At 52.4% G+C, this 21,922-nt stretch carries 24 protein-coding genes; 15 read left to right on the top strand and 9 right to left on the bottom strand.

What is annotated here, in order from left to right:
- Positions 1 to 97: 97 nt before the first annotated feature.
- The 3 genes from adk to rlmN form a co-directional block, all read right to left on the bottom strand.
- On the bottom strand, positions 98 to 754 hold the full coding sequence (gene adk, locus CPAR_RS05730; RefSeq protein WP_012502366.1) for an adenylate kinase: 657 nt from the start codon (positions 752 to 754) through the stop codon (positions 98 to 100).
- Positions 755 to 767: 13 nt separating this feature from the next.
- The gene (locus CPAR_RS05725) at positions 768 to 1,592 is read right to left on the bottom strand and encodes a hypothetical protein (RefSeq protein WP_012502365.1); all 825 of its coding nucleotides are present in this window, start codon (positions 1,590 to 1,592) and stop codon (positions 768 to 770) included.
- A 115-nt stretch (positions 1,593 to 1,707) separates the two neighbouring features.
- Positions 1,708 to 2,832, bottom strand: a complete 1,125-nt coding sequence (gene rlmN / locus CPAR_RS05720; protein ID WP_012502364.1) for a 23S rRNA (adenine(2503)-C(2))-methyltransferase RlmN — start codon at positions 2,830 to 2,832, stop codon at positions 1,708 to 1,710.
- Between the two features lie 103 nt (positions 2,833 to 2,935).
- Between rlmN and CPAR_RS05715 the strand changes: the two genes are divergently transcribed.
- The 4 genes from CPAR_RS05715 to CPAR_RS05700 all read left to right on the top strand — a co-directional run bounded on the left by CPAR_RS05715 (position 2,936) and on the right by CPAR_RS05700 (position 6,777).
- Positions 2,936 to 3,277, top strand: coding sequence for a winged helix-turn-helix domain-containing protein (locus tag CPAR_RS05715; protein ID WP_012502363.1), 342 nt, complete (start codon positions 2,936 to 2,938; stop codon positions 3,275 to 3,277).
- 156 nt (positions 3,278 to 3,433) lie between these two features.
- Positions 3,434 to 4,495, top strand: a complete 1,062-nt coding sequence (locus tag CPAR_RS05710) for a DHH family phosphoesterase (protein ID WP_012502362.1) — start codon at positions 3,434 to 3,436, stop codon at positions 4,493 to 4,495.
- A gap of 33 nt (positions 4,496 to 4,528) precedes the next feature.
- Complete coding sequence (locus CPAR_RS05705) at positions 4,529 to 6,040, top strand: leucyl aminopeptidase (protein WP_012502361.1); 1,512 nt, start codon at positions 4,529 to 4,531, stop codon at positions 6,038 to 6,040.
- Positions 6,041 to 6,072: 32 nt separating this feature from the next.
- Complete coding sequence (locus CPAR_RS05700) at positions 6,073 to 6,777, top strand: esterase/lipase family protein (protein WP_012502360.1); 705 nt, start codon at positions 6,073 to 6,075, stop codon at positions 6,775 to 6,777.
- A gap of 55 nt (positions 6,778 to 6,832) precedes the next feature.
- Here CPAR_RS05700 and thiD read toward each other — a convergent pair whose 3' ends face one another.
- From thiD to CPAR_RS05685, 3 genes are read right to left on the bottom strand one after another with little or no spacing between them, the layout of a single operon-like run.
- Positions 6,833 to 7,663 (bottom strand): bifunctional hydroxymethylpyrimidine kinase/phosphomethylpyrimidine kinase, encoded by an 831-nt coding sequence (gene thiD / locus CPAR_RS05695; RefSeq protein ID WP_012502359.1) that lies wholly within the window; start codon positions 7,661 to 7,663, stop codon positions 6,833 to 6,835.
- Positions 7,660 to 8,274: a thiamine phosphate synthase gene (thiE, locus tag CPAR_RS05690; protein WP_012502358.1), complete on the bottom strand. Its 615-nt coding sequence runs from the start codon at positions 8,272 to 8,274 to the stop codon at positions 7,660 to 7,662. Before thiE ends, thiD begins: the two co-directional genes overlap by 4 nt.
- A complete protein-coding gene (locus CPAR_RS05685) occupies positions 8,271 to 8,876 on the bottom strand; it encodes a thiamine phosphate synthase (protein WP_232203872.1) in 606 nt (201 codons plus the stop codon). The genes thiE and CPAR_RS05685 overlap by 4 nt, the downstream gene beginning before the upstream one ends.
- A gap of 145 nt (positions 8,877 to 9,021) precedes the next feature.
- On the opposite strand from CPAR_RS05685, the gene CPAR_RS05680 reads away from it, so the two are divergent.
- From CPAR_RS05680 to CPAR_RS05665, 4 genes are all read left to right on the top strand, one after another.
- Positions 9,022 to 9,495: a RidA family protein gene (locus CPAR_RS05680; RefSeq protein WP_041466288.1), complete on the top strand. Its 474-nt coding sequence runs from the start codon at positions 9,022 to 9,024 to the stop codon at positions 9,493 to 9,495.
- A 633-nt stretch (positions 9,496 to 10,128) separates the two neighbouring features.
- Positions 10,129 to 11,766: a S41 family peptidase gene (locus CPAR_RS05675; protein ID WP_012502355.1), complete on the top strand. Its 1,638-nt coding sequence runs from the start codon at positions 10,129 to 10,131 to the stop codon at positions 11,764 to 11,766.
- A gap of 205 nt (positions 11,767 to 11,971) precedes the next feature.
- On the top strand, positions 11,972 to 12,631 hold the full coding sequence (locus CPAR_RS05670) for an START domain-containing protein (RefSeq protein WP_012502354.1): 660 nt from the start codon (positions 11,972 to 11,974) through the stop codon (positions 12,629 to 12,631).
- A 43-nt stretch (positions 12,632 to 12,674) separates the two neighbouring features.
- Positions 12,675 to 13,292 (top strand): START domain-containing protein, encoded by a 618-nt coding sequence (locus tag CPAR_RS05665; RefSeq protein WP_012502353.1) that lies wholly within the window; start codon positions 12,675 to 12,677, stop codon positions 13,290 to 13,292.
- 28 nt (positions 13,293 to 13,320) lie between these two features.
- Here CPAR_RS05665 and rfaE1 read toward each other — a convergent pair whose 3' ends face one another.
- On the bottom strand, positions 13,321 to 14,313 hold the full coding sequence (gene rfaE1 / locus CPAR_RS05660; RefSeq protein ID WP_012502352.1) for a D-glycero-beta-D-manno-heptose-7-phosphate kinase: 993 nt from the start codon (positions 14,311 to 14,313) through the stop codon (positions 13,321 to 13,323).
- Positions 14,314 to 14,451: 138 nt separating this feature from the next.
- Between rfaE1 and ffh the strand changes: the two genes are divergently transcribed.
- From ffh to CPAR_RS05630, 6 genes are all read left to right on the top strand, one after another.
- The gene (gene ffh, locus CPAR_RS05655; protein ID WP_012502351.1) at positions 14,452 to 15,801 is read left to right on the top strand and encodes a signal recognition particle protein; all 1,350 of its coding nucleotides are present in this window, start codon (positions 14,452 to 14,454) and stop codon (positions 15,799 to 15,801) included.
- Positions 15,802 to 15,841: 40 nt separating this feature from the next.
- Positions 15,842 to 16,246: a 30S ribosomal protein S16 gene (gene rpsP, locus CPAR_RS05650; protein WP_012502350.1), complete on the top strand. Its 405-nt coding sequence runs from the start codon at positions 15,842 to 15,844 to the stop codon at positions 16,244 to 16,246.
- Between the two features lie 36 nt (positions 16,247 to 16,282).
- The gene (gene rimM / locus CPAR_RS05645; protein ID WP_012502349.1) at positions 16,283 to 16,786 is read left to right on the top strand and encodes a ribosome maturation factor RimM; all 504 of its coding nucleotides are present in this window, start codon (positions 16,283 to 16,285) and stop codon (positions 16,784 to 16,786) included.
- A 73-nt stretch (positions 16,787 to 16,859) separates the two neighbouring features.
- A complete protein-coding gene (gene trmD / locus CPAR_RS05640) occupies positions 16,860 to 17,552 on the top strand; it encodes a tRNA (guanosine(37)-N1)-methyltransferase TrmD (RefSeq protein WP_012502348.1) in 693 nt (230 codons plus the stop codon).
- A gap of 21 nt (positions 17,553 to 17,573) precedes the next feature.
- Entirely contained in the window at positions 17,574 to 17,939 is a 366-nt protein-coding gene (gene rplS, locus CPAR_RS05635; protein ID WP_012502347.1) for a 50S ribosomal protein L19, read from the top strand.
- A gap of 283 nt (positions 17,940 to 18,222) precedes the next feature.
- Positions 18,223 to 19,056 carry an HhH-GPD family protein gene (locus CPAR_RS05630; protein ID WP_012502346.1) on the top strand — a complete coding sequence of 278 codons (834 nt, stop codon included), beginning with the start codon at positions 18,223 to 18,225 and terminating at the stop codon, positions 19,054 to 19,056.
- A gap of 693 nt (positions 19,057 to 19,749) precedes the next feature.
- Here the strand turns inward: CPAR_RS05630 and CPAR_RS05620 are convergent.
- Positions 19,750 to 20,754: a hypothetical protein gene (locus CPAR_RS05620; RefSeq protein ID WP_012502344.1), complete on the bottom strand. Its 1,005-nt coding sequence runs from the start codon at positions 20,752 to 20,754 to the stop codon at positions 19,750 to 19,752.
- A 76-nt stretch (positions 20,755 to 20,830) separates the two neighbouring features.
- Positions 20,831 to 21,562 carry a DUF4145 domain-containing protein gene (locus CPAR_RS05615; protein ID WP_198002603.1) on the bottom strand — a complete coding sequence of 244 codons (732 nt, stop codon included), beginning with the start codon at positions 21,560 to 21,562 and terminating at the stop codon, positions 20,831 to 20,833.
- 152 nt (positions 21,563 to 21,714) lie between these two features.
- Between CPAR_RS05615 and CPAR_RS10995 the strand changes: the two genes are divergently transcribed.
- Positions 21,715 to 21,882, top strand: coding sequence for a hypothetical protein (locus tag CPAR_RS10995; RefSeq protein WP_156773383.1), 168 nt, complete (start codon positions 21,715 to 21,717; stop codon positions 21,880 to 21,882).
- Positions 21,883 to 21,922 lie beyond the last annotated feature (40 nt).

The following is a 21,922-nucleotide window of genomic DNA, read 5'->3' as shown; positions in this document are numbered from 1 at the left end:
GATGTTTCATCAGCAAAAAGAGAGTTCGATCGTTGTCATATAAACAAAAAAAGCCAGTCATAACAACTGGCTTTTTTCCTGATGCTCTGTTTGGCGATCACTGCTTCAGTGCAGCGATAATATCCTGCTTGATCTGCTCGACCTGGCCGATGCCGTTGATGCAGCTGTACTTCGGCGCATCATCAGATCCTTCAATGGCGAGATTGCGATAGTAGCCCACCAGCGGTTCGGTCTGATCGTGATAGACCTTGAGGCGTTTGCGTACAGTTTCTTCGGTGTCGTCGTCGCGCTGCACCAGGTCTTCGCCGGTGACGTCATCCTTGCCCTCGACGGCCGGAGGATTGAAGACGATGTGATAGGTACGGCCCGAAGCAGGATGCACACGGCGACCGCTCATGCGTTTGATGATCTCTTCGTCGGGAACGTCGATTTCGATGATGTTGTCGATGCGGATACCTTCGGTTCTGAGGGCGTCTGCCTGGGCGATGGTGCGGGGGAAGCCGTCGAACAGGCAGCCGTTCGCGCAATCATCCTCTTCGATGCGCTCCTTGACGAGGCCGATGATGATGTCGTCCGGCACGAGACCGCCTTCATCCATAACTTTCTTGGCGGCCATACCCAGTTCGCTCTGCGCCTTGACGGCGGCGCGGAGCATGTCGCCGGTTGAAATCTGGGGAATGTCGAATGCTTCCGATATGTATTGTGCTTGTGTTCCTTTTCCTGCGCCTGGTGCGCCCAACAGGATTACTCTCATGAAACGCTTTCCTTTATGAATTTTTTTTCAGGGAGACAACGGTAATTTTCGGTCGTGATGGCTTTTTAGCCTCTTCCTGACCAGTTGATGCCGGAGTTTCCGCGGGAGTGCCGTTCTGGATGGGGGAGATGGGTTCGGGCGCATTGGCCGTCTCTCCGCCGTTGCGGGATGATTTGAACTCGATGGTCTGCTTGGTGGCAGGCTTTTTGAGTTCGATGGTCTGTTTCGAGGGTTTTTTCAGTTCGATCGACTGTTTGGCAGGCTTCTTCAGCTCGATGGCTTTGGGCTTCGGGTTGCTTGAGCGGTGCTCGAGCTTTGTTTCGTCGAAGAGCTGCTGGAAGGCGCTGGAAGAGTTTTTCGGATCGAGGGAGCGCAGGACATAGTCGTCTTCGCTGAGAATCTGCGGTCTGAACTCGAAATCGAGCGAAGCGAGCATCATGCGCAGCATTCTGCGGCTTTCTCCGAGATCGCCCCTGGCATCAATTCTTGTATGAGCTTTGGCGTTGACCGTGGTGATTTTGAGGCCGTTGACATCGGTTTCTTCGATCAGCCCGAAGGTGACGTCGATCTTCATGCCGAGCAGAGCAAACGATGAGACTTCGGCGCGGATCGACTTCATGCCGCCCACAGCCGTTTTCTCGCTTTTGAGATCCCAGCCGACCCAGCTTTCGACTTTGTTGACAATGACCTCGGAGACCTCGTTTGAAGGGGCGGCGTAGTGACGCACCTTGAGCTCGGCGAAGACTGGTTTATCGGAGGTGTGGGTGGCATTGCTTGTCAGGCCATGATAGACCTTGACCATTTCGTCTCGGAAGGGCAAGAAGCTGAATAGATCCATGATGAGAAGTGCCGGTGTTAAAAATTACTGCGGGACACGGTTAAGAAGGTCTCATGCGTTCCGGTTGAAGCTGTTTCTCCGGAGAGTTGCAAGCATGACATGTCTTTGCGGCGTCCTACGGCTTCGCCCCGTCGTTACCCGACCTGGTGGCTAACTGGCCGCAAGCGGCGTTGATGGTAGCACCCTGACTTTTTCTGACGGTGACGTGCAGACCGGCATCCAGCAAACGCTCGATAAACATGGATTTTGCGCTGCCGTAACCTGGCCTGAACTTTAAATTAACGATTGCATTATAATCAATCAAATTAATTTTGCACAAGCCCCGCTTTGCAAAACGGGCCAGTTTTCGCGCGTCTTCAGGGGCGTCGTTGATTCCCTCGAGCAGCATGTAAACGAGCGTGACCGGCTGGCCGGTTTTGGTGTTGTAGGCCGAGATTGCCCTGGAGAGTTCGTCCAGCGGGTAATCGGCTGCCACCGGCATCATTCGCTCCCGCGTGGCCTGGTCTGCGCTGTGTAGCGAGATTGCAAGCTTGGTCTTGAGCCCTGATGTGGCAATCCTGCCGATTTCCGGCACGAGGCCTACGGTGGAGATGGTGATTTTCCGCTCGGAAATGCTGAAACGGTACTCCTGCTCGGTGAGCGTGGAGATCGATTCGAACACGTTGTCGAGGTTCAGCAGCGGCTCGCCCATGCCCATGAATACAGTGTTGGTGATCCCCCGGCCATACAGCCGGTGGGCTTCCTGCTGGAGCAGGAACACCTGATCGGTGATTTCCGGGGCCACGAGGTCACGTTTGAAGCCCATCTGCCCGGTGGCGCAGAAGGTGCAGCGCAGCGCACAGCCGACCTGCGAGGAGATGCAGGCGGTCATGCGCTCTTCCGAAGGGATCAGGACGCTTTCGATCAGCACACCGTCATCCAGCTTTACGAGAAATTTGGAGGTCGGAATAGCGCCGGGTGCAGCGCACTGGGCTGGTTCGGTTTCAGTAGCATCAAGCGTAGCTGGGCGGATGGCCCAGGAGCCCGCCAGTTGTTCGCGCAACTTCTTGCCGAACGAGGTCATGTCTTCGAAACTGAGAGCCTGATGGCTGTAAAGCCACTGGTGCAGCTGTCGGGCGCGGTAGGCCGGTTGACCGAGGCGCTGCATGAGGTGCTCAAGCTCCTGCCGGTTCAGTTCCCTGATGTTCGGCAGAGCGTCGTCAAAGGGTTTGGATGCACCAGAAAAAGACGGTTCCGGCATAAAACTTTTGCTTCTCTTTTGATGAGCCGATAAAAAAAGTACTTTATTTTGTATACTTGTTATCGGATTTGTAATAGTCGTAATAAGTAACCGAGAAAATAGTATGTCAGTGGAACCAACGAAAGATAAAAAAGATTACAATCATCAGTTGCTCGACAAGGTCATTTACGCCCGCATCCGGTTTGCGGCCCTGGCTTACCTGATGAGCGTACCTGAAGCATCATTCGTTGAAATCCGTGACAGTATCAGGGCTACGGATGGCAATCTGAGCATCCACCTTAGAAAACTCGAGTCGGCTGGCTATGTTGAGTGCCACAAGACCTTTGAGAGCCGGAAGCCGTTGACCAATTTTCGTGTAACCGACAAGGGCCGTGAAGCTTTTGAGCAGCATTTCCGGAACATGGAGATGTTCTGCGGTAGCACGCCGGGTTTGCAGATGGCCTGAACAGTAGGGCTTTCGGTTGCTTTTTCGCTATGTTTTCCGGATCGGTGTTCCGGTTTTAGCTGTTTTGATATGGCTGGATTGTATCAGGTGAGGGAATCGCTTTTCTTCATTGTTGTGCAGTAATGTTGAGTTTTTTGCCACCTATTTCCCGATCTGATGATTACACCTGAATATGGCCGGACATTGACTCCTGAGGAGTGGCAACCGGTCGTCGATGAAATGCTGGCAGCGAGCCACATTCTTCTTTCCACCCACGAAAATTCCGATGGTGACGGACTTGGCAGTCAGGTCGCGCTTGCCATCGTTCTCCGGGCTCTCGGCAAGGAGGTGGTGATCATCAATCCTACCATCGTGCCGCCGAACTATGTTTTTCTCACAGACTTTTACGATATCAAGGTTTTCCGCGACCGCAACGAGGAGGATATTCAGGAAATTTTCCTGGCCGATCTCCTTGTGGTGCTCGATGCCAACCTGCACGACCGGATCGGTAACCTCTGGCCACATGTGGAATTCGCGCGGGAAATGGGCAAGCTCAGGTTGTTGTGCATCGATCACCATCTCGATCCCGAGGATTTCGCCGATCTGACGATTTGCGAAACCTACGCCTCTTCGACCGGCGAACTGGTGGGCGATCTCATTGCGGCTATTGAGCTGAAAACCGGGAAAAAGCTCTGCACCAGCGATGCGGCCTCCGCGCTCTATGCGGCCATCATGACCGATACGGGCTCGTTCAGGTTTCCCAAAACGACCCCGTATACCTATCGTCTTGCCGGAAAACTGGTTGAGAAGGGCGCTGATCCGGAAATGGTTTATGACTTTATTTACAACTCATTGACTCCCGAATCACTCAAGCTGCTTGGTCTTTCTCTTACCAATATCCGTATTCTTGACGACGGTCTGATTTCATGGCTTTTTATCAGCCAGGAGATGCTCGAAGAAACCGGCAGCAAGCTGTTCGATACCGATCTGATTATCCGCTATCTTCTGAGTGTGCCGACCGTGAGGGTTGCTGTGCTGATGGTCGAAATGCAGGATGGCCGCGCCAAGGTGAGCTTCAGGTCGAGAGGCAAAATCCACGTCAATCGCCTGGCCGGTCATTACGGTGGCGGAGGCCATATGAATGCGGCCGGATGCCTGCTGAAAATGTCCGCCGAGAAAGCTCAGCGGGTGGTTCTGGAAGATGTGCGTAAGTTCACCCGGGAAAATCTCAACGTTTAATTTCATCATCACTTTAAAGATTTAAGCTCAAGTATGCGACTTACCGTTACTGCAAAAGAGGGGGGCTCGATCAAGGCTGATGCCCTCGTCCTGTTCATCTCCACGAAAGACCTGAAAAAAGAGGCTGGAAAGCTCCTCAGAAGTCTTGGCGCTGATGAAGGCGCTTTGAAGGATTTCAAGGCTTCCGCAGGCGAACTTGTGATGGCTTACCGGGCAGCTTCCGGGAAGAGCCCTTTGAGGCTTTTGCTGGCGGGGATCGGTGATGGCCTCAAACTGGAAGAGTTTCGCAAGGCTGCTGAAGCAGCCGCACGAAAGGCGGTTGATCTGAAGATCGGCATTCTGGCGCTTGATTGTTCCGGAGCTGCTCAGTGGGCAAAACAGTTGAAATGCAAGAGCGATGAGTTGGCGGCTGTTCTGGCCGGGGCAGCACAATACGGCGCTTACCGTTTCGATCGCCTCAAGAGCGGTAAACTCGACAAGAAGAAGGATGAGAGCAAGCCGAAAGGCATTTCGGAGCTGGTGTTTGCCGGGTGCGGCACTCAGCTCGGCGCTATTGAAAACGGCGCGAACGCAGGTATGATCGTCGGTTCGTGCCAGAACGCGGCAAGAGATCTGGTCAACCTTCCGGGCAACCATCTCTCCGCCGAAGATCTGGCTGATGCCGCCCGTGAGGCCGGCAAACGCGGCGGATTCGAGGTAACGGTGTTCGACAAGAAGAAGATCACCGAGCTGAAGATGGGCGGATTGCTTGCCGTCAACAAGGGAAGCGAGCAGCCTCCGACGTTCACCATCATGGACTACAAGCCCGAAGGCAAGGCCAAAAAGACCATCGCACTGGTTGGTAAGGGCGTGACCTTCGATTCCGGCGGCATTTCCCTGAAGCCTGCCCAGGGCATGGAGGAGATGAAGTCCGATATGGCTGGTGCAGCCTGCGTCATCGAGGCTGTCGAGGCAGCTGCCCGGCTTGCCTTGCCGGTTCGCGTGATCGGCTTCGTGCCCTCCACGGACAACATGCCGAGCGGTTCGGCGCAAATGCCCGGTGACGTCATTACCACCATGTCAGGCATTACGGTCGAGGTGGGCAACACTGACGCCGAAGGCCGTCTGATTTTGGCCGATGCGCTCACTTACGCCAAGCAGGAGTACAATCCTGACGTGATGATCGACCTGGCCACCCTCACCGGAGCCTGCATTGTGGCGCTCGGTTATCCGGTCGCCGGGTTGTTCAGCAACGATGAAGCTCTGGCAGACCGTTTGTTCAAATCGGGTCAGGCTTCCGGTGAAAAGGTCTGGCAGCTGCCGCTCTGGGACGAGTACGCTGAGCTGATCAAATCCGATGTGGCCGACGTGCACAACACGGGCGGACGCGGCGCAGGCTCGATTACGGCAGCCAAGTTCCTCGAAAAGTTCATCGATGGCCATAAGCACTGGGCTCACGTCGATATCGCCGGCCCGGCTTTCCCGACCAAGGGAGGATCGAAGGTATCCGGAGCAACCGGTTTCGGTGTGCGACTTCTGGTGGATTTGCTGCAAAGCTGGTCCTGAGCTGAAACGTGGCGGAGGAGGTGTTACGCGATATGGCAGAGATCAGTCAGAATCCCGTGGTGATCGTTCCCGGTGTGCTGTTCTGGGACTCTCTTTACGAGGTGATGAGGGATGCGTTGTCTGAATGGATCCCGAAAGAGAAGATCGCTATCGCGCCAGTCAGTCTGCTGGACTGGATCGGCATGCCTCCTTCGCCCGAGCGCTCGACCAACAGCGTCATGGCGGCTCTGGACCGCACGGTGCGGCAGATGGCCGCGAAGTTTCCTGGCGAGCCGGTCACCATCGTCGCCCACAGCGGCGGTGGAACGGTGGCCATGATCTACCTCCTCCAACACTCCTTTCAGGGCGATGTCTATCAGGTGAATGGTATGGTCGGCAAGCTTGTGACCCTCGGCACTCCTTTTCATACCCACGAGCATTTTGCGAAAATCAAGACCGACTTCATTTTCAAGCATCTCGATCCCGATTTTTTCAGCAGATACCCTGTGGTATCTGTCGTTAGTGATCGCTATCAAGGTGCGCTCGATAGTGGTTTCACCGAAAAACTCTGTTACCTCTTTTACCGCGGAGTCACCGATGAGGGAAATCTCCCCGGAGATGGCGTGGTACCTGCAAAAAGCTGCTTTCTGCAGGGAGCTGAAAACGTGACCATTCCCGACTGCGAACACGTGCCAGCTCCGCATACCCGCTGGTATGGCACCAAAGAGGGGGTAGCGCAATGGATAGAGTGGTTATGAGCTGAACGCAGTTTGTTGGTTGGCTTTGAGTGACGATAACCGTGACTCTTTCCGGTCAGTCAGCCCGACTTTCAGTCTTGTCGGGAAAGTGGTAGAGCGGGCCGTGTCCGTGACCAAGTCTCCAGCCTGCGCCGGCCTGCAATGCTTTGCGGGTATAATCGATTCCTCTGGCTACGGCTTCGGACATCCCCAATTTCATTGCAAACCCCGCTGCGATGGCTGATGAGAGCGTGCAGCCGGTGCCGTGCGTGTTGACGGTGTTGATTTTCGGATTCGAAAACCAGTAAAACCTCTCTTCGTGCAGCAGGCAGTCGTGACAAACCTTGCCCTCCCAGTGCCCGCCTTTGACCAGCACCGACGGTGCTCCCTGCATTTGTAACTCCAGCGCGATCTGTTCGATCTCCTCTTTGCCGCCTGATGGCGGGGCGTTACGGCCTGTCAGCATGGTTGCTTCGGGCAGGTTCGGGGTGATGAGGCTTACCAGCGGAAATAGACGTTTCATTGCCGCCGTATCGTTCGCCGAAAACAGCGCGGCACCGCTCGAAGAGCGCAGCACGGTGTCGAGCACGATCGGCACGCCGTCGAGTCCTGCAATCAGCCCTGCAATCGTCTCAGCGTTCCCAGCAGGGCCCAGCATGCCGATCTTGATCGCATCGATGCGGATATCCGATACAATTGTCTCGAACTGCTTGGCGATAAATGAGGATGGAATCGGGTGAACGTCAGCTACCCCCATCGTGCTTTGCGCAGTCACGGCGGTGATGACGCTCAGGCCGTAGCAGCTATGCGCGGCGATGGTTTTCAGGTCTGCCTGGATACCTGCACCGCCACTGCCGTCCGAACCGGCGATGGTCAGTACTGTTGTGTAGTCGCGTGTCGCGTTCATTGACGGATGCGTTTGACCAGTTCGCGGGTCGCTGCAACCGGGTCGGCACTACCTGAGACTGCCGAGATGACCGCAACGCCTGATGCTCCGGCCTTGATGACCTCAGCTACGTTCTGCAGTTCGATGCCGCCTATTGCGATGACCGGCAGCCCAGAAGCCTCGATGATCGGTCGGATCGCGCTCGTACCGATAGGTGGCATCGGTTTCTCCTTGGAGCTGGTGGGGAAGATGTGCCCCACGCCGAGGTAATCGGCCCCTTCTTCTGCGGCTTTTGCGGCTTCGGAGGGGGTTGATACCGACACGCCGATGAGCGTTTCAGGGCCAAGCAGCGCTCTTGCCGAAGCAACAGGTATGTCCTGCTGGCCGAGATGCACGCCGTCGGCATGTGCCGCAAGAGCAATGTCTACGCGGTCGTTAACGATAAACAACGCTTCGTATTCGCGGCAGAGCGCCTGGATTCTGACTGCCCATTCAAAAAGGTCACGGCCTGATGCCGATTTCCTTCGAAGTTGTACCATGCGCGCGCCTCCTTCGAGGGCCATGCGGGCCAGTTCGACAGGGTTGGATTGCTGGTCGGTGATGACGCAAAGCAGTCGTCGTGGAATAGTCATGAGGGCAGATACGAAAGGAAGAGGTTGATCGTTTCAGGCATGGTTTCTGGATCAAAAAAGGGTCTCATGGCGGCAACTCCCCAAGCTCCGCATTCAATGCACGACGGAGAGCGCTCTGGCGTTATGCCTCCCACCGCGAAGACCGGCAGGGGTGTTGCCCGGCAGACCTCGCGCAGTCGTTCGAGCCCTTGTGGGGCGCCGAACGGTTCCTTGGATGGCGTCTGAAAGACCGGCCCGAAAAGCAGATAATCAAGTCCGGCCGCGGTGGCAGCTCGTGCCGCTTTTGCCGAATGCACGCTCTGGCCGACAATCAGCGAGGGCGCAGCCTTTCTTACCGCGTCTGGAGGACATGAGGCTTCGGGAAGGTGGACGCCCGAGGCTTTCGAAGTCAGGGCAATGTCAAATCGTTCGTTGACTGTGAAAAGTGATCCTGTTGCCTTAATGGCAGGGACAATCTGTCGGCAGAGGGCTTCAAGTTCTCCCGCATCGAGCCCTTTTTCTCGCAACTGATACACCACTGGTGCTGAACAGCCGAGAGCTTCGGCTTGGCGAAGCGCAAGTCCTTGCAGCGAACGATGCTCCTCGCCACTGCTGACAATCATGAGGCGGGGGAGTGGGGTTTGTTTTCTGACCATGAAAGCAATTTCAGGCACGATAACTATTTTTCAAAAGTAATCATAATTGCCTGGAGCCGCTCAATATGAGTGACGGATAGGCGGTTTTTTAAATCAAAAATGGAGCATGACTATGCTTACCAACGAAGAACGTCTCATTAAAGCAGGCATCGTTCTGCCAGAAATTCCCATGCCGGCGGGGCTGTATCAGCCAGCTATCAGGGCAGGGGGAATGATCTATACTTCTGGTCAGCTGCCGCTGGTTAACGGAGAATTGTTGAATCCTGGAGGGCGCGGTTGCGTGACTAATGAGCGAGAGCATGAGGCTATAAATGCAGCGAGGGTAGCCGCCCTTAATGCCGTTGCAGCTGTTCGTGTAGTCGCCGGATCACTGGACAATATCTCTCAAATTGTAAAGCTAACCGTCTATGTTTCAAGTGCTGATGGATTTACGAATCAGCACAAAGTTGCTAACGGAGCATCCGAAATTATTGGTGAAATCTTCGGAGAAGAGGGGAGACATGTTCGAAGCGCAGTAGGCGTAAAGTCTCTTCCATTAAATGCAAGTATTGAGGTTGATCTATTGGTGATTTCTATGGATTTTTAGTGTTTAATTTTATGATAAATGCTTGTATTGATTGCTTTTTATTTGAAGTTTTATTTTCATTAATGATTTAAAATTAACTTTCTATGAAAAGTCATAAGTTATTTTATTTTAATAACTAATTGTTATTTATAGTAAAAACATTTTATGTATTTAATTGCCTTTTTTTATCTTTTTATTGTTTTGTTTTTGTTTGTGATTTAATGGAGTGTTGGTGTCTTTAATTTTTAATTATTTTTTGTATTTACTCGGAATAGGTGCGTGATTTAGTGAGTTTTATGGCAGTATTTAAGAGTCTTTTTGCTGTCTTATTGATGGTTTATTAATCTGTTGATTGCCTCATAAGAGGAAGTTTTGTGGAGGGTTTATTTGGTTTTTAGCTGGTATTGGCTGCTGCTTATTACTCTCTTGCTAATGTGGTTTTTTGTGATTTCTACGTGTTCTTATTGTGCCTGCTTTCGTAATTGGTCGGCTCGAGCTTTACGCTGATGCGGCGGTCATTGCGTCTGTGTTTTTCCATTCAGAGTGCAGGCATTCTGCTGCGATTTCATTATCATTTAAGGTGAATCCATTCTTTCTGGTCATCCCTTTGCCCAGAAATTCCCTATTGTACTGATTTCAATCCGCTCCTTTTTTATGTCTCGTATAATCAGCGTACTGGTGATGATTTTCGTTCTGGTGTTTGGTATCTTCATCGGATCGAGGTTGAATCGTGAAAACGTGGGGGAGCTTTCGGGCAGTCAGTCCAAAATGGTCGATGCCTACAGGCTGATCAGTTCGAGTTATGTCGATCCTGTCAATAGCGACAGTCTTGCAAGTGCGGGCATTCAGGGCATGGTTCAGTCACTTGATCCTCATACGATGTACCTCGAGCCTGAAAAGGCGGCCTACAGTAATGCTGAATTCAAAGGGAATTTCGATGGAATCGGCATTGAGTTCGACGTTGTCCGGGACACTCTACTCGTGGTCACTCCCCTTGCGGGAGGTCCCAGCGATGCGGTCGGTATTATGCCTGGCGACAGGATTATTGCCATTGATTCGAAGCGCGTTATCGGCATTACCCCTACAGCGGTGCTCAAGCGTCTAAGAGGCGAAAGAGGCTCCAAAGTCAACCTCGCGATTTATCGCCCACTGACCAGCCGTACCCTTGATTTTACAGTCACCAGGGACAAAATTTCGACTTCAAGCATCGATGCGGCTTTTCTCGATGACGCTGAAACCGGATATATCAGAATCAGTCAGTTTGTAGCGACTACCTCAAAAGAGTTTCGCGCCGCTCTGGAGAAGCTTCGTGCACAGGGGATGAAGCGACTGATTATTGACGTCAGGGGTAATCCGGGCGGTTTTCTCGATCAGGCTGTGGCTGTGGCCGACGAACTTTTGCCTGACGGTAAGCTTATTGTTTATACCAAAAGCCGTCATGGCGGTGAAGACCAGATGAAGTACAGCTCCAAATCAGGCGGTCTTTTTGAAGCCGGGCCGCTCGCCTTGCTTGTTGATCGGGGGAGTGCTTCGGCGGCTGAAATTCTTGCCGGCGCTTTGCAAGACAACCACAGAGCGGTTGTTATCGGAGAGCTGACGTTCGGCAAGGGGCTGGTTCAGCGCCAGTTTGCCTTTTCCGACGGTTCCGCCCTGAGGCTCACGGTTTCCCGTTACTTCACTCCATCAGGACGGCAGATTCAACGCAGTTACGACGAGGGGCTTCAGGGGCGTGAGCACTATTACAAGGAGCGGTTTACCCGAGAGCTGCCGGACAGTTTCATGAAGAAGTATGGTGGGTTTATCTACCGTGACGGTGGCGATATTTCGGTGTACAGCACCAACGGCATGATGGGGAGTGCGACAAGCGACAGCTTGAAGACCGTGCTTGCCCGAGTTGGCGGTATCATGCCCGATTACTGGGTGTTCAGCAAATCATACAGTAACCTCTATCAGGAGCTGTATGCCAGAGGGGTGATCCAGGATATCGCGTTGAAATTGATCGATGATCCGAAGAGTCATGTTCAGCAATACCGTGATTCGGCTGAAAAATATTTTGAAGAGTATCACGGGCCGACCGATTTGAAGGCTTTGATCAGAAAAGAGTGTGCTGCCCAGAAAATTCCGTTTTCTATTGTTGAATTCAATCGTGATCGCAACGATATTGCCCTAGCGCTTAAAGCCAGAATTGCACGGCAGTTGTTCGGAACGGAAGAACAGATTCGTGTGTTGATTCGTGAAGGTGATCCGTTCATGAAGGTTGCAAGGCATTTTATTGAAAAAAAGCCTTCGTGAGGCATCCCAAAACACTTGTTGGACCATCTCCCTTTACCGACGATCCGGTTCGGGCAAGTAGATCAATGCTCATCCTGAATTTTTCAGGAGATGGTGTTCTTTTTGCTTATGCCAGCTTTTCATGGCGCCTTGAACCGCTGAAAATTTCCGGTTCATTGTTGTGAAATGGTTTCACTGAAAATCAACCACTTCATCATTATCGACTATGTCACTCCTCGAAAAAATCAATAGCAATACCTGTACGCTCAGGTTCAACAACGACTGGCTGAAGATTTTTACCTGCCCGGTGCCTTCATCCGACTTTCTTTCCTTTGTTGGTGTTGCGACCATTGACGCTCCGCAGCACTCCGTTCTCAGCCTTCTTTACGACATCGAGTCGGCACCTGACTGGGTCTGGAAAACCAGCGAAATGCGTATTCTTCAGGAACTTGACAACGACAATGAGGGCCGTGTGGTTCTGCAGCACGTCACTGCGCCCTGGCCGGTGACGGACCGGGAAATCATCAGCCGATCGACTGCCTACAAAGATCCCGAAACCGGTGAGGCTTTTATCAAGATTGAATGCCTTCCGGATTTCATCCCTGAGGATAGCCGGTACGTCAGGGTTCGCAAGCTCGAAGGGGCGTGGAATATTCTGCCGCTGTCGGACGAGCAGTGCCGTGTGGTGTTCAGACTGCATATCGAACCGGGCGGAGAGATTCCCTCATGGCTGGCAAATATCGCCGTGATCGACACGCCATATCACACGTTGAACAACCTGCGCGACTTTGTGAAGCGCGAAAAGTACCGCGAGCCTGTCGATGCAGCGTTTAACGAGTCGCCAAAAGATATTATCAGAAACTATACCGATTTTATCTCGGAATAGAGCCCTCGGGTTTCTCTCGTATCATCATCAGAAGTTCAAGCCAATGGATGTAGCTACCGCCCTGCAGGGCAACTGGGAATTTCGTGTCGATCACAAGGCTATCAAGGTCTATTCATCGAAGATCCGTGGCTCCGAGGTGCTGGGCTTCAAGGGTGAGACCGAGTTCGATGTGTCACTCAGGAAGCTGATCAGTCTGTTTCATGATTTTGACAGCTACGGGCGCTGGGTGCATCAGCTTTCCGAAATGCAGGTGTTGCATCAGAACGACGATCTCGATTACGTCGTCCGCCAGGTGCTCAACACGCCCTGGCCGATTCCCAAGCGCGAGATGATTGTGCGTACCGAGTTGCATGCTTCCGAGGAGGGGGCGCTTGCGTTGACGATGAACAGCGCTCACGATTTTGTGCCGGTGAAGCCGGATATGTATCGGGTGCGTGAGGCCTGGGGCGCCTGGATACTACTGCCCGTCAACGAGAGCAGGGTGCACGTGACGTTCGTGATGCATCTCGATCCGGGTGCCGATATCCCGCCTGCGCTCAGCAACGCTGCGCTGTTCGAGGTGCCTTTTTATTCACTGCAGAAGATGCGATCGCTGGCGCAGGACTCCTCGTACGCGCCACCGTGGCCATCAGTGGTCGATAACCACATCCACATTTCCTGAGTGGAACTTGAGCCGCCAACCCTTGTTGTTATAAAGAGTTCCTCAAATGGGCTATGCAGGCGTTGAAGAGTTTTTCCGGCCTGACCGGTACTGCGCCGACCTCCTGACAGACGGTGTGGGCTGCAAGATTGGCTATCCGGGTGCTGGTGACCAGGTCGAGGTCCGAGGCCATGCCGAGCGCCAAGAGGGCGATCACCGTATCGCCGGCGCCTGATACATCGGCCACATCGAGCGAGATGGCCGGAAGGTGAGTGAATTTGCCGTCGTAGACCGTCATGCCTTTTTCGCTTCGGGTCACCACGAGGCTTGATACCACGAGTTTTTCTACAAGCTGAAGGCAGGCATTTTCGACCTCGCTGTCGTCGTTGCTCACTGCAATACCGAGCGATGCGGCGAGTTCTGAGAGATTTGGCTTGAAGACCGTGCAGCCGCTGTAGGAGAAAAATCCCTTGAGCTTCGGATCGACCAGTACCGGCACATTCAGTGCCTTGCAGGTTGTGATGACCGCTTCGACCAGTGACGGGGTGAGCACTCCTTTATTATAGTCTTCAAGTACCACTGCGTCCAGTGACGGCGCGACTTCCCGGAACATGCCGAGCAGTTGCGCTTCGATTGCCGCATCGAGCGGATGGCGCCGCTCGTAATCGACCCGGGTGATATGGTGGTTCTGTGAGAGGATGCGGGTTTTGCAGGTGGTGGGGCGCGAAGGGTCGGCTACGATCATGCCCGTATCGAGCTCCTGCTCCTGCATCAGTCTGAGGAGGTTCTCGCGCTCCGCATCCTGACCGGTTACGCCTATCAGGAGGGTTTCGGCACCGAGTACATGAGTGTTGATCGCCACGTTGGCCGCTCCGCCGAGTCGGCTGTCTTCACGGGAAACATCGACCACCGGCACCGGATATTCCGGCGAGATGCGCGAAACATGGCCGAAGATATACTTATCGATCATCAGATCGCCGATAACGGCAATTTTCCGGTGTTTGAAGGTCTGAAAAATGTGTTCGATAATTTCGGCGGGCATGGGTGACAGGTTAAATTGAAGTCAGGTAAATATAAAGGAAAAATACCATGAGGGTCATTGCATTGACTGGTTTTATTTTATGATAATTTTTTTATATTTAAAGCTATCCATTTTTAGAATTTATGTGACCGATTCATCATGTTCGACAATCTCAGTGATAAACTTGAGCTGACCTTCAAGAAACTCGCCGGACAGGCGACGATCAACGAGGTCAACATCGGTATCGCCATGCGTGACATCAAGCGCGCTCTGTTGAGTGCCGATGTCAACTACAAGGTTGCCAAGAAGCTGGTCGAGGATATAAGAGAGAAGTCTCTCGGCGAGGAGGTCATCAAGAGCGTTTCGCCCGCGCAGATGATCGTCAAGATCGTCAACGACGAGCTGGCCGAGATCATGGGTGGCGAGAACCAGCCGCTGAATCTTCCGCCGAAAAAGATGCCGGCAATCGTCATGGTGGCCGGTTTGCAGGGTTCGGGTAAAACCACTTTCTGCGCCAAGCTTGCCAAGCGCCTCAAGAAGAACGGCAAGAACCCGATGCTTGTGGCTGCAGACGTCTATCGTCCGGCTGCTATCGAGCAGCTCAAGACGCTCGGCGAACAGATCGACGTTCCGGTTTACTCGGTCGAAGAGCAGGATGCCATGAAGGCTGCCCTCGGCGGTCTCGAGGCGGCTAAAAACGGCGCCAAGGATGTGCTGATTGTCGATACCGCCGGTCGCTTGCAGATCGACGAGGCGATGATGGCCGAGGCCGAAGCGCTCAAGAACAAGCTCAGCCCTGACGAGCTGCTCTTTGTCGTTGATTCGATGATGGGTCAAGAGGCGGTCAATACGGCCAAGGCCTTCAACGAACGTCTCGATTTCGACGGCGTGGTGCTCACCAAGCTCGACGGTGATTCCCGCGGCGGTGCAGCGCTTTCGATCCGTCAGGTGGTTGAAAAGCCGATCAAGTTCATGAGCGTGGGGGAGAAGGTCGATGATCTCGATCTGTTCTATCCCGATCGTATGGCCCAGAGGATTCTCGGAATGGGCGACATCGTCAGTTTTGTCGAGAAGGCCCAGGAGACCCTCGACCTCGAAAAGACGATGCAGATGCAGTCGAAGCTCATGAAAAATGAGTTCGACCTCGAGGACTTTTTTGATCAGTTGCAGCAGCTCAAGAAGATGGGCTCGATTCAGGGGCTCATTGAAATGGTGCCCGGCCTGAACAAGATGGTACCCAAGCAGGATCTCGAAAATATCAACTTCAAGCCCATCGAGGCGATGATCTCCTCGATGACCAAAGAGGAGCGCAAAAGCCCTGAAATCATCAACGGCAGCCGCCGCAAGCGCATCGCGCTCGGCAGCGGAACCCGGGTTCAGGAGGTCAACATGCTGCTCAAGCAGTTTACCGAAATGAAAAAAATGATGCGTTCGGTCAACCGCCTGACCAAGTCCGGCAGGAAGATCACCACGGAGAACCTAGCGCTCGACAAGTTTCTGAAACGATAAATGAATACTATCTCTTACAATAAATTAAACACATTACGTTTTGGTTAAGATCAGATTGAAAAGAGCCGGAAGGAAAAAGATGCCATTTTACCAGATCGTTGCTGCCGACGGGCGTGCACCGCGAGATGGTAAGTTTCTCGAAGTGATCGGTCACTACAACCCGACCGCCAAGCCGCATGCTGTAACCATCGAGAAAGATCGCGTCGCCTACTGGCTGAACGTGGGTGCCCAGCCGACCGCTACGGCCCATAGCCTCATTCGCGCAACCGGTTTGCTTCATGAAATGAACCTGAAGCGCCGCGGTGTCAGCGAGGCTGATATCGCTACCGAGATGGAAGCGTGGCAGCAGCGTGAAGCCGAGCGTCGCCAGAAGCGTCTTACGGCCAAGACTCGTCGCCGTCAGGCCAAGAAGGCTGCCGAAGCTGCCGGTTCCGCCGAAGGCTGAGGTCGATACAGGGAATTCTGAACCGGCTGAATAGGAGTGGAACTGTTTCTGACAGGCATCGTTTTGAAGCCCAAAGGGCTGAAAGGCGAACTCAAGGTTCAGCCGGTGACCGATTTTCCCGAAAGTTTTCTGACGCGCCGTGAATATTATATAGGCAAGAGTCCCGAAGAGGTCGTTGTCCGCAAAGTGCGGTCAGCCAAGTTTCAGCAGGGTTTTGCCTGGTTGATGTTCGAAGGCATCGAATCCCGCGAAGAGGCCGAGGCCGCAGCCGGTTCAAGGCTTTACGTGACCGGAGACGCGCTCGAGCCCATGCCCGACGATCGAGCCTACCTTCACGACCTGATCGGTCTGGAAGTGGTTGACGAAGCAGAAGGTAGAGTGGGGGTTATCAGCAATGTCTTGCAGATGCCGGCGCAGGATGTCTATGAAATCGATACGGGTGGCAAAAAAGTGCTTGTGCCCGCAGTCGAAGAGTTTATAACGGAAATCGATCTCGATAAAGGGATCGTGACGTTGCGGAGATTTTCCGAATTTCTGTAGCGTCGAAGCCTCAGATTTTGGGGCGATATGTTCTTGACAAGATTGAAAAGGCAATGACTCAGATGTGGACGCCATGAGGATAGATATCATTTCCGTCATTCCGGATTTTTTTGCCTCGCCCCTTGAAAAAGGGTTGCTTGGCATCGCAAGGCGGAAAGGTCTTGCGGAAATCCATGTGCATAATCTGCACGATTACGGATTGGGCCGCTACCAGCAGGTAGATGATGCGCCGTTCGGAGGAGGGGCTGGAATGGTGATCCGTCCAGAGCCGGTGTTTGCATGTATTGAGAAGTTGCAGGCTGAAAGGGCGTATGACGAAGTCATTTTCATGACCCCTGACGGTGAGCGTTTCGAGCAGAAGAGAGCCAACAGGCTGTCTACAGTGGAGAATCTCATCGTGCTGTGCGGCCACTACAAAGCCATGGACGAAAGGATTCGCCAAACGCTGGTGACTCTGGAGCTTTCGGTCGGTGATGTGGTGCTTTCCGGAGGAGAGATTCCCGCACTCATGGTCATGGACGCCGTCGTCAGGCTCATTCCCGGAGTGCTCGGTGACGGTGAGTCGGCATTGACCGATTCGTTTCAGGGCGAGCTTCTGGACTGTTCGTGGTATACTCGCCCAGCGGAGTTCCGCGGGATGAAGGTGCCCGATGTGCTGCTTTCAGGCCATCATGAAAAAATCGAGCGCTGGCGGCAGGAAAATGCGCGTGAACGAACGCTCAGGCGCAGGCCGGAGCTGCTACGCAGAGAGAGTGAAGAAGAATAACCATAAAGATAAAGTGTCATCATGGATCAGTTAATTCAGTTGGTTGAAGCGACCCAGGAAAGGAACGATATTCCTGAAGTTCGTCCCGGCGATACCGTCAGGATTCAGCTCAAGGTTATCGAGGGTGAAAAAGAGCGTCTTCAGGCTTTCGAAGGCGTCGTGATCGGCGACAAGGGTGCCGGTACATCCAAAACCATTACCGTTCGCAAGATTTCTCACGGCGTTGGCGTTGAGAGGATCATCCCGGTCAACTCGCCAAACGTTGAGAGCATCACGGTCGTCAGGAATGGCAAGGCACGCCGCGCCAAGCTCTTCTACCTGCGCAAGCGTACCGGTAAAGCTGCACTCAAGGTCAAAGAGCGCAAGACCGCTTCTGCCCAGGCCTGAGCTGTACTCTTTCCAGCATTACACGCAGAGCTGCACTGCCTTAAAAAAAGGTGGTGCAGCTTTCTTGCGTTCCGGCAAAAGTTCAATGGAATGGACGTGGTTGCATTTGGCTGATTTGATGGATGAGCGTTGATGACAAGTGCGAACCATCCCGACAGCATTCTGCGAATTACTTGCCCGCCTTTTATGCCTGACCGATCCCTTTTCCTTCCTTGTTTGGTGCTTTTCCAGCTTCTTGCTTATGTTGCTTTTCCGTTAACGGTAAACCAGCATTGCAGAAGCTATGAATGTCACTTTTGTCGAGTCTTTCCAGTCAAAAATTCTCGAGTTCTACCAGCAGAACAGACGCAGCTTTCCCTGGCGTATGACCACCGACCGCTACGCCATCATGGTGAGCGAAGTGATGCTTCAGCAGACGCAGGCCGACCGCGTGGCGCGCCGGTTTCCGCTCTGGCTGGAGCGCTTTCCTGACGTACAGACGCTCGCTTCCGCTTCGCTTCGGGAGGTGCTCGATGCCTGGAGCGGTCTCGGCTATAACTCTCGTGGTCAGCGCTTGCACCGAGCAGCGGCAATGGTTGTCGAACAGTTTGACGGTTGCGTGCCATCGGATCCTGCCCGTCTTATCGAGCTGCCCGGCATCGGAGCCTACACGAGCCGCTCGATTCCTGTCTTCGCGGACAATCTCGATCTTGCTGCTGTTGATACCAACATCCGGCGAGTGCTGATTCATGAACTGAACCTTCCAGAATCGATTACTCCAAAAGCGCTTCTGGCGGTTGCCGAAGAGGTGCTTCCGAAGGGGAGAAGCCGCGACTGGCACAATGCGCTCATGGATTACGGTGCGATGGAGCTGACCGGGCGGAAGACAGGCATTGCGCCGCTAACGCGCCAGTCAACCTTCAAAGGTTCCCGACGTTGGTACCGCAGCGCGTTGCTGCGCGAGCTGCTCAAGAGCGGCGAACTTTCCCGCGAGGCGGTCGAAGAGCGGTACGCGGATTGCCCTTACGGCATCGGCACGATTGTCGATATGCTGGTCGAGGAGGCGATGATAGAGGAGTATGGCGAGCAGCGGATGTTGCGGATTGCAGGGGAGTCTGGTGGGGGCGGAGGTAAATGATGAAAACTCCTTTACCCGAAGGAGCGATTACGGTCACGTTGTTTTTTGATTCCGATTTTGATTTTTTTCTTCCAGCCTGGGGCTCAGGCTGCCTGGATTCGACACCCTTTGGTTTACTTGGGCAGGATGACCGCTAACGCTCCGCCGGTCAGCGGCGGACGCTGGGGCGTCAGTTGTCCCGGCGTGTTAGCGAGGGAGTCACCTCTTACTACGGTCCGCCGACAAGTGAGTAGGCCCAATAGCTACCGTCCTGAGCTTGCACACAGATCACCGTGGACGTCGAGTCCAGGACAGCAATAGCAGGAGAGGGGCTGTCGAGAATCGCCTTGAACCGCAAGCTCCCTCCAGCCACACGTTGCAGATCAGCTGGGTCTTCGATCTTGCCGGGGAACCGAGACTGGAATTCCTCCCACGACTCACCTAGGCGGTAGTCACGCCCTTTGTACTGGACGACAACCGGAGGAGGGAACGGATAGATCCAGTAAAGGCAAATCAGGAGTGCGACGACCAAGGTGGCAGCCACCGATACGAGCAACCGCCTTGGTCCCCGCCGATTACATGGTGCGATATGCCCTTTCTCCAGATTCATGCGCTTTCCCTCGTTGCTCATCTCGCTAACGCTGCAAATAACCGGACGCAAAAAGCGCGTAGCGGTTTTTGTGGTCCGAGTTAATTTGCCTTGTTATGTTTTCTCTAGCGATGAACATTGTGATCGGTAAAGCTTTCGCCTTCTGAATGCGACACCCACCTTCTGTATTTGCTATTTCTTAGCTTCTCACTAGACTCAAATTCCGACTGATCAATGAAGATTCCCAAATTGATTACAAGCTCAGACATCCCATTGGAAATCAAATCCAAAATGGCATTATCAAGGAGATGCGTGTTAATAATTAGCTTTCGAGTGCTTGGATCAAAAATTCCCAGCGTGTAATGTGGAAACAACCCTCCAAGCAAAGATATTTCTTGTTCGTCAGGGTAAGGCTCGTCATTGTAGGTTGGCAAGTCTAGGTGCTTTAAGCGTTGCTCAAGCTGTATGAGACTACCCAGATATGCAGCCCTTTTCTTTATGGGCCTCGGTATCCACCCACAATAGACAATCTGATCATGACCAAATCGATTTGCGACTTTATGGTTCTTTGTTGTAGATAAAAAGTTAGAGTATCGTTTGTACTCCGTTTCTCCGATCACGTGCAAGAGCCAGAGATAATAAATTTTTATTTGTTGTTTTTCTTCGTCATCGACAAGCGAGATTTTCTCGATAAAGGAATCCCTATTGGCTCTACAAAAATACCGAGTAAACTCACTTTCCCCAGAATACAAACCATCCTCAATGGAATGTTCAATTTCGTTGAATATTGTTTTAAAAACAGAGTTATCCAGTGAGCGTATCTCGATCGGCACATCTATGCCATCGGTAGCATATAAATAGGATCTTGATTTTGTTCCGATGTAGAAAATAATGTCTGAATGAGTTGCTAGTAACTGTTCTCGACCGAGGCTTGTCGTTGTGTTGGCGCCAGATTGCTCATATGCACTAACCCTGTCTTCTCCCCTAAACACTGCTTGGCAGTTATCCTCATCAAGCAGAGCATCAATGAACACCCTGATTAATTTTTCTTTCTCAGGCGACACTGAACCCAAAGAATCGTTTGTGACGCGCTGAATACCCACACTTTTCAGCAGTTCTTTGAGATACATATACTACCTCCCTTTAAAACATAACGCCTAGCTCATCGGGAAAATGCGAGCACAGCGAGTATTTTTTCCGGTGGAGCTACTTGTTAGCCGAATTGTCTCGTTTCTCAACTGCATCAAGCGCACCAGAAGGCAGATCATCGTAGAAGCTCTCTATTTCTTTTGGCTCTGTGATCATTTTGTCAGCAATAAAGTTTATAAGACCAAATAGTTTCAGAACTCGATCAGGTTCCTCCGAAAGGTTTATTTCACCAGGATGTACCGCATTGTTTCCAGTAATTCTTAGTGCATCCAAGGACTTTTGGACGAGGGGATTTAGACCTTTCGCAACGAGACTCTTTATATCAGAATTTATGTTTTCTCCCTTTTCACCGAGTTGCACACAGAGCTTTTGCAAACTCAGCCTTAGAAGAGCTCCTGCTGCTCTAGGTGAGTCACCAAGAATATTGGCGGCTTCCAAGTAATCTGCTTTTATTTCATCGGACAAATCAGAATTAGGAGGTGGTGGTAATATTTTCTTGGGGTATAGCATGTTGTTGTCATGCCAAACTGAAATCCCGTTGCAGTGTTGACACTTTGTAACAATCCAGTCTTTTGTAAGAGGTTCATTGAACTTCGATTGCTGATCTACGATGCTTTCCCAGCCAAAATTGGAGATTGCATGCACGTGTCCATAGAATTGTTTTGCATACACGTTGCAATGGGGGCAATGATATTCTCCCTTACCAAGAACCGGAGGATAGTAGTCAGTATTTTTCATATTAAATTGTAACCTCCAGACGGCTAACAAGTTATTAGTTCGTTTCTTCATATCTCGTCTCATGTGACGCTCATCAACAGTCTTCTGTAATCAAACCCGTTAAAAAAATACCATAAAAGTTGAGTAAAATCAAGAAAGTTTTAAATTCCACTTTTATGGATATCATATTGAAATCAGGATAAACGAGAATAGAGATATCACCTATGATCACCCTGCCGAAAGCGCTTGTAGACAAATTCAACGACTGGCTGGGGCGTGAGGCGGTTGATACCAACCGTCATGGCGAATATCGGAAATGGTTGCGCTATTATCTGGATTTCTGCCATAAATACGGGCATGGATACCTCGACGAACGGAGCCTTGGGCTATAGAAAGACAAAGCACCACATTCCTTTCAGAGCGGGGGAGCAG

The sequence above is a fragment of the Chlorobaculum parvum NCIB 8327 genome (assembly GCF_000020505.1).
GTDB lineage: Bacteria > Bacteroidota > Chlorobiia > Chlorobiales > Chlorobiaceae > Chlorobaculum > Chlorobaculum parvum_A.
Note: the sequence above shows the minus strand (reverse complement) of the source record. Positions and strands in the feature narration are given on the sequence as shown.

What these genes read in the sequence shown, in the direction of transcription:
- adk (WP_012502366.1), bottom strand. Translation starts at nt 754, where the DNA reads ATGAGAGTAATCCTGTTGGGCGCACCAGGCGCAGGAAAAGGAACACAA.
- CPAR_RS05725 (WP_012502365.1), bottom strand. Translation starts at nt 1,592, where the DNA reads ATGGATCTATTCAGCTTCTTGCCCTTCCGAGACGAAATGGTCAAGGTC.
- rlmN (WP_012502364.1), bottom strand. Translation starts at nt 2,832, where the DNA reads ATGCCGGAACCGTCTTTTTCTGGTGCATCCAAACCCTTTGACGACGCT.
- CPAR_RS05715 (WP_012502363.1), top strand. Translation starts at nt 2,936, where the DNA reads ATGTCAGTGGAACCAACGAAAGATAAAAAAGATTACAATCATCAGTTG.
- CPAR_RS05710 (WP_012502362.1), top strand. Translation starts at nt 3,434, where the DNA reads ATGATTACACCTGAATATGGCCGGACATTGACTCCTGAGGAGTGGCAA.
- CPAR_RS05705 (WP_012502361.1), top strand. Translation starts at nt 4,529, where the DNA reads ATGCGACTTACCGTTACTGCAAAAGAGGGGGGCTCGATCAAGGCTGAT.
- CPAR_RS05700 (WP_012502360.1), top strand. Translation starts at nt 6,073, where the DNA reads ATGGCAGAGATCAGTCAGAATCCCGTGGTGATCGTTCCCGGTGTGCTG.
- thiD (WP_012502359.1), bottom strand. Translation starts at nt 7,663, where the DNA reads ATGAACGCGACACGCGACTACACAACAGTACTGACCATCGCCGGTTCG.
- thiE (WP_012502358.1), bottom strand. Translation starts at nt 8,274, where the DNA reads ATGACTATTCCACGACGACTGCTTTGCGTCATCACCGACCAGCAATCC.
- CPAR_RS05685 (WP_232203872.1), bottom strand. Translation starts at nt 8,876, where the DNA reads ATGATTGTCAGCAGTGGCGAGGAGCATCGTTCGCTGCAAGGACTTGCG.
- CPAR_RS05680 (WP_041466288.1), top strand. Translation starts at nt 9,022, where the DNA reads ATGCTTACCAACGAAGAACGTCTCATTAAAGCAGGCATCGTTCTGCCA.
- CPAR_RS05675 (WP_012502355.1), top strand. Translation starts at nt 10,129, where the DNA reads ATGTCTCGTATAATCAGCGTACTGGTGATGATTTTCGTTCTGGTGTTT.
- CPAR_RS05670 (WP_012502354.1), top strand. Translation starts at nt 11,972, where the DNA reads ATGTCACTCCTCGAAAAAATCAATAGCAATACCTGTACGCTCAGGTTC.
- CPAR_RS05665 (WP_012502353.1), top strand. Translation starts at nt 12,675, where the DNA reads ATGGATGTAGCTACCGCCCTGCAGGGCAACTGGGAATTTCGTGTCGAT.
- rfaE1 (WP_012502352.1), bottom strand. Translation starts at nt 14,313, where the DNA reads ATGCCCGCCGAAATTATCGAACACATTTTTCAGACCTTCAAACACCGG.
- ffh (WP_012502351.1), top strand. Translation starts at nt 14,452, where the DNA reads ATGTTCGACAATCTCAGTGATAAACTTGAGCTGACCTTCAAGAAACTC.
- trmD (WP_012502348.1), top strand. Translation starts at nt 16,860, where the DNA reads ATGAGGATAGATATCATTTCCGTCATTCCGGATTTTTTTGCCTCGCCC.
- rplS (WP_012502347.1), top strand. Translation starts at nt 17,574, where the DNA reads ATGGATCAGTTAATTCAGTTGGTTGAAGCGACCCAGGAAAGGAACGAT.
- CPAR_RS05630 (WP_012502346.1), top strand. Translation starts at nt 18,223, where the DNA reads ATGAATGTCACTTTTGTCGAGTCTTTCCAGTCAAAAATTCTCGAGTTC.
- CPAR_RS05620 (WP_012502344.1), bottom strand. Translation starts at nt 20,754, where the DNA reads ATGTATCTCAAAGAACTGCTGAAAAGTGTGGGTATTCAGCGCGTCACA.
- CPAR_RS05615 (WP_198002603.1), bottom strand. Translation starts at nt 21,562, where the DNA reads ATGAAGAAACGAACTAATAACTTGTTAGCCGTCTGGAGGTTACAATTT.
- CPAR_RS10995 (WP_156773383.1), top strand. Translation starts at nt 21,715, where the DNA reads ATGATCACCCTGCCGAAAGCGCTTGTAGACAAATTCAACGACTGGCTG.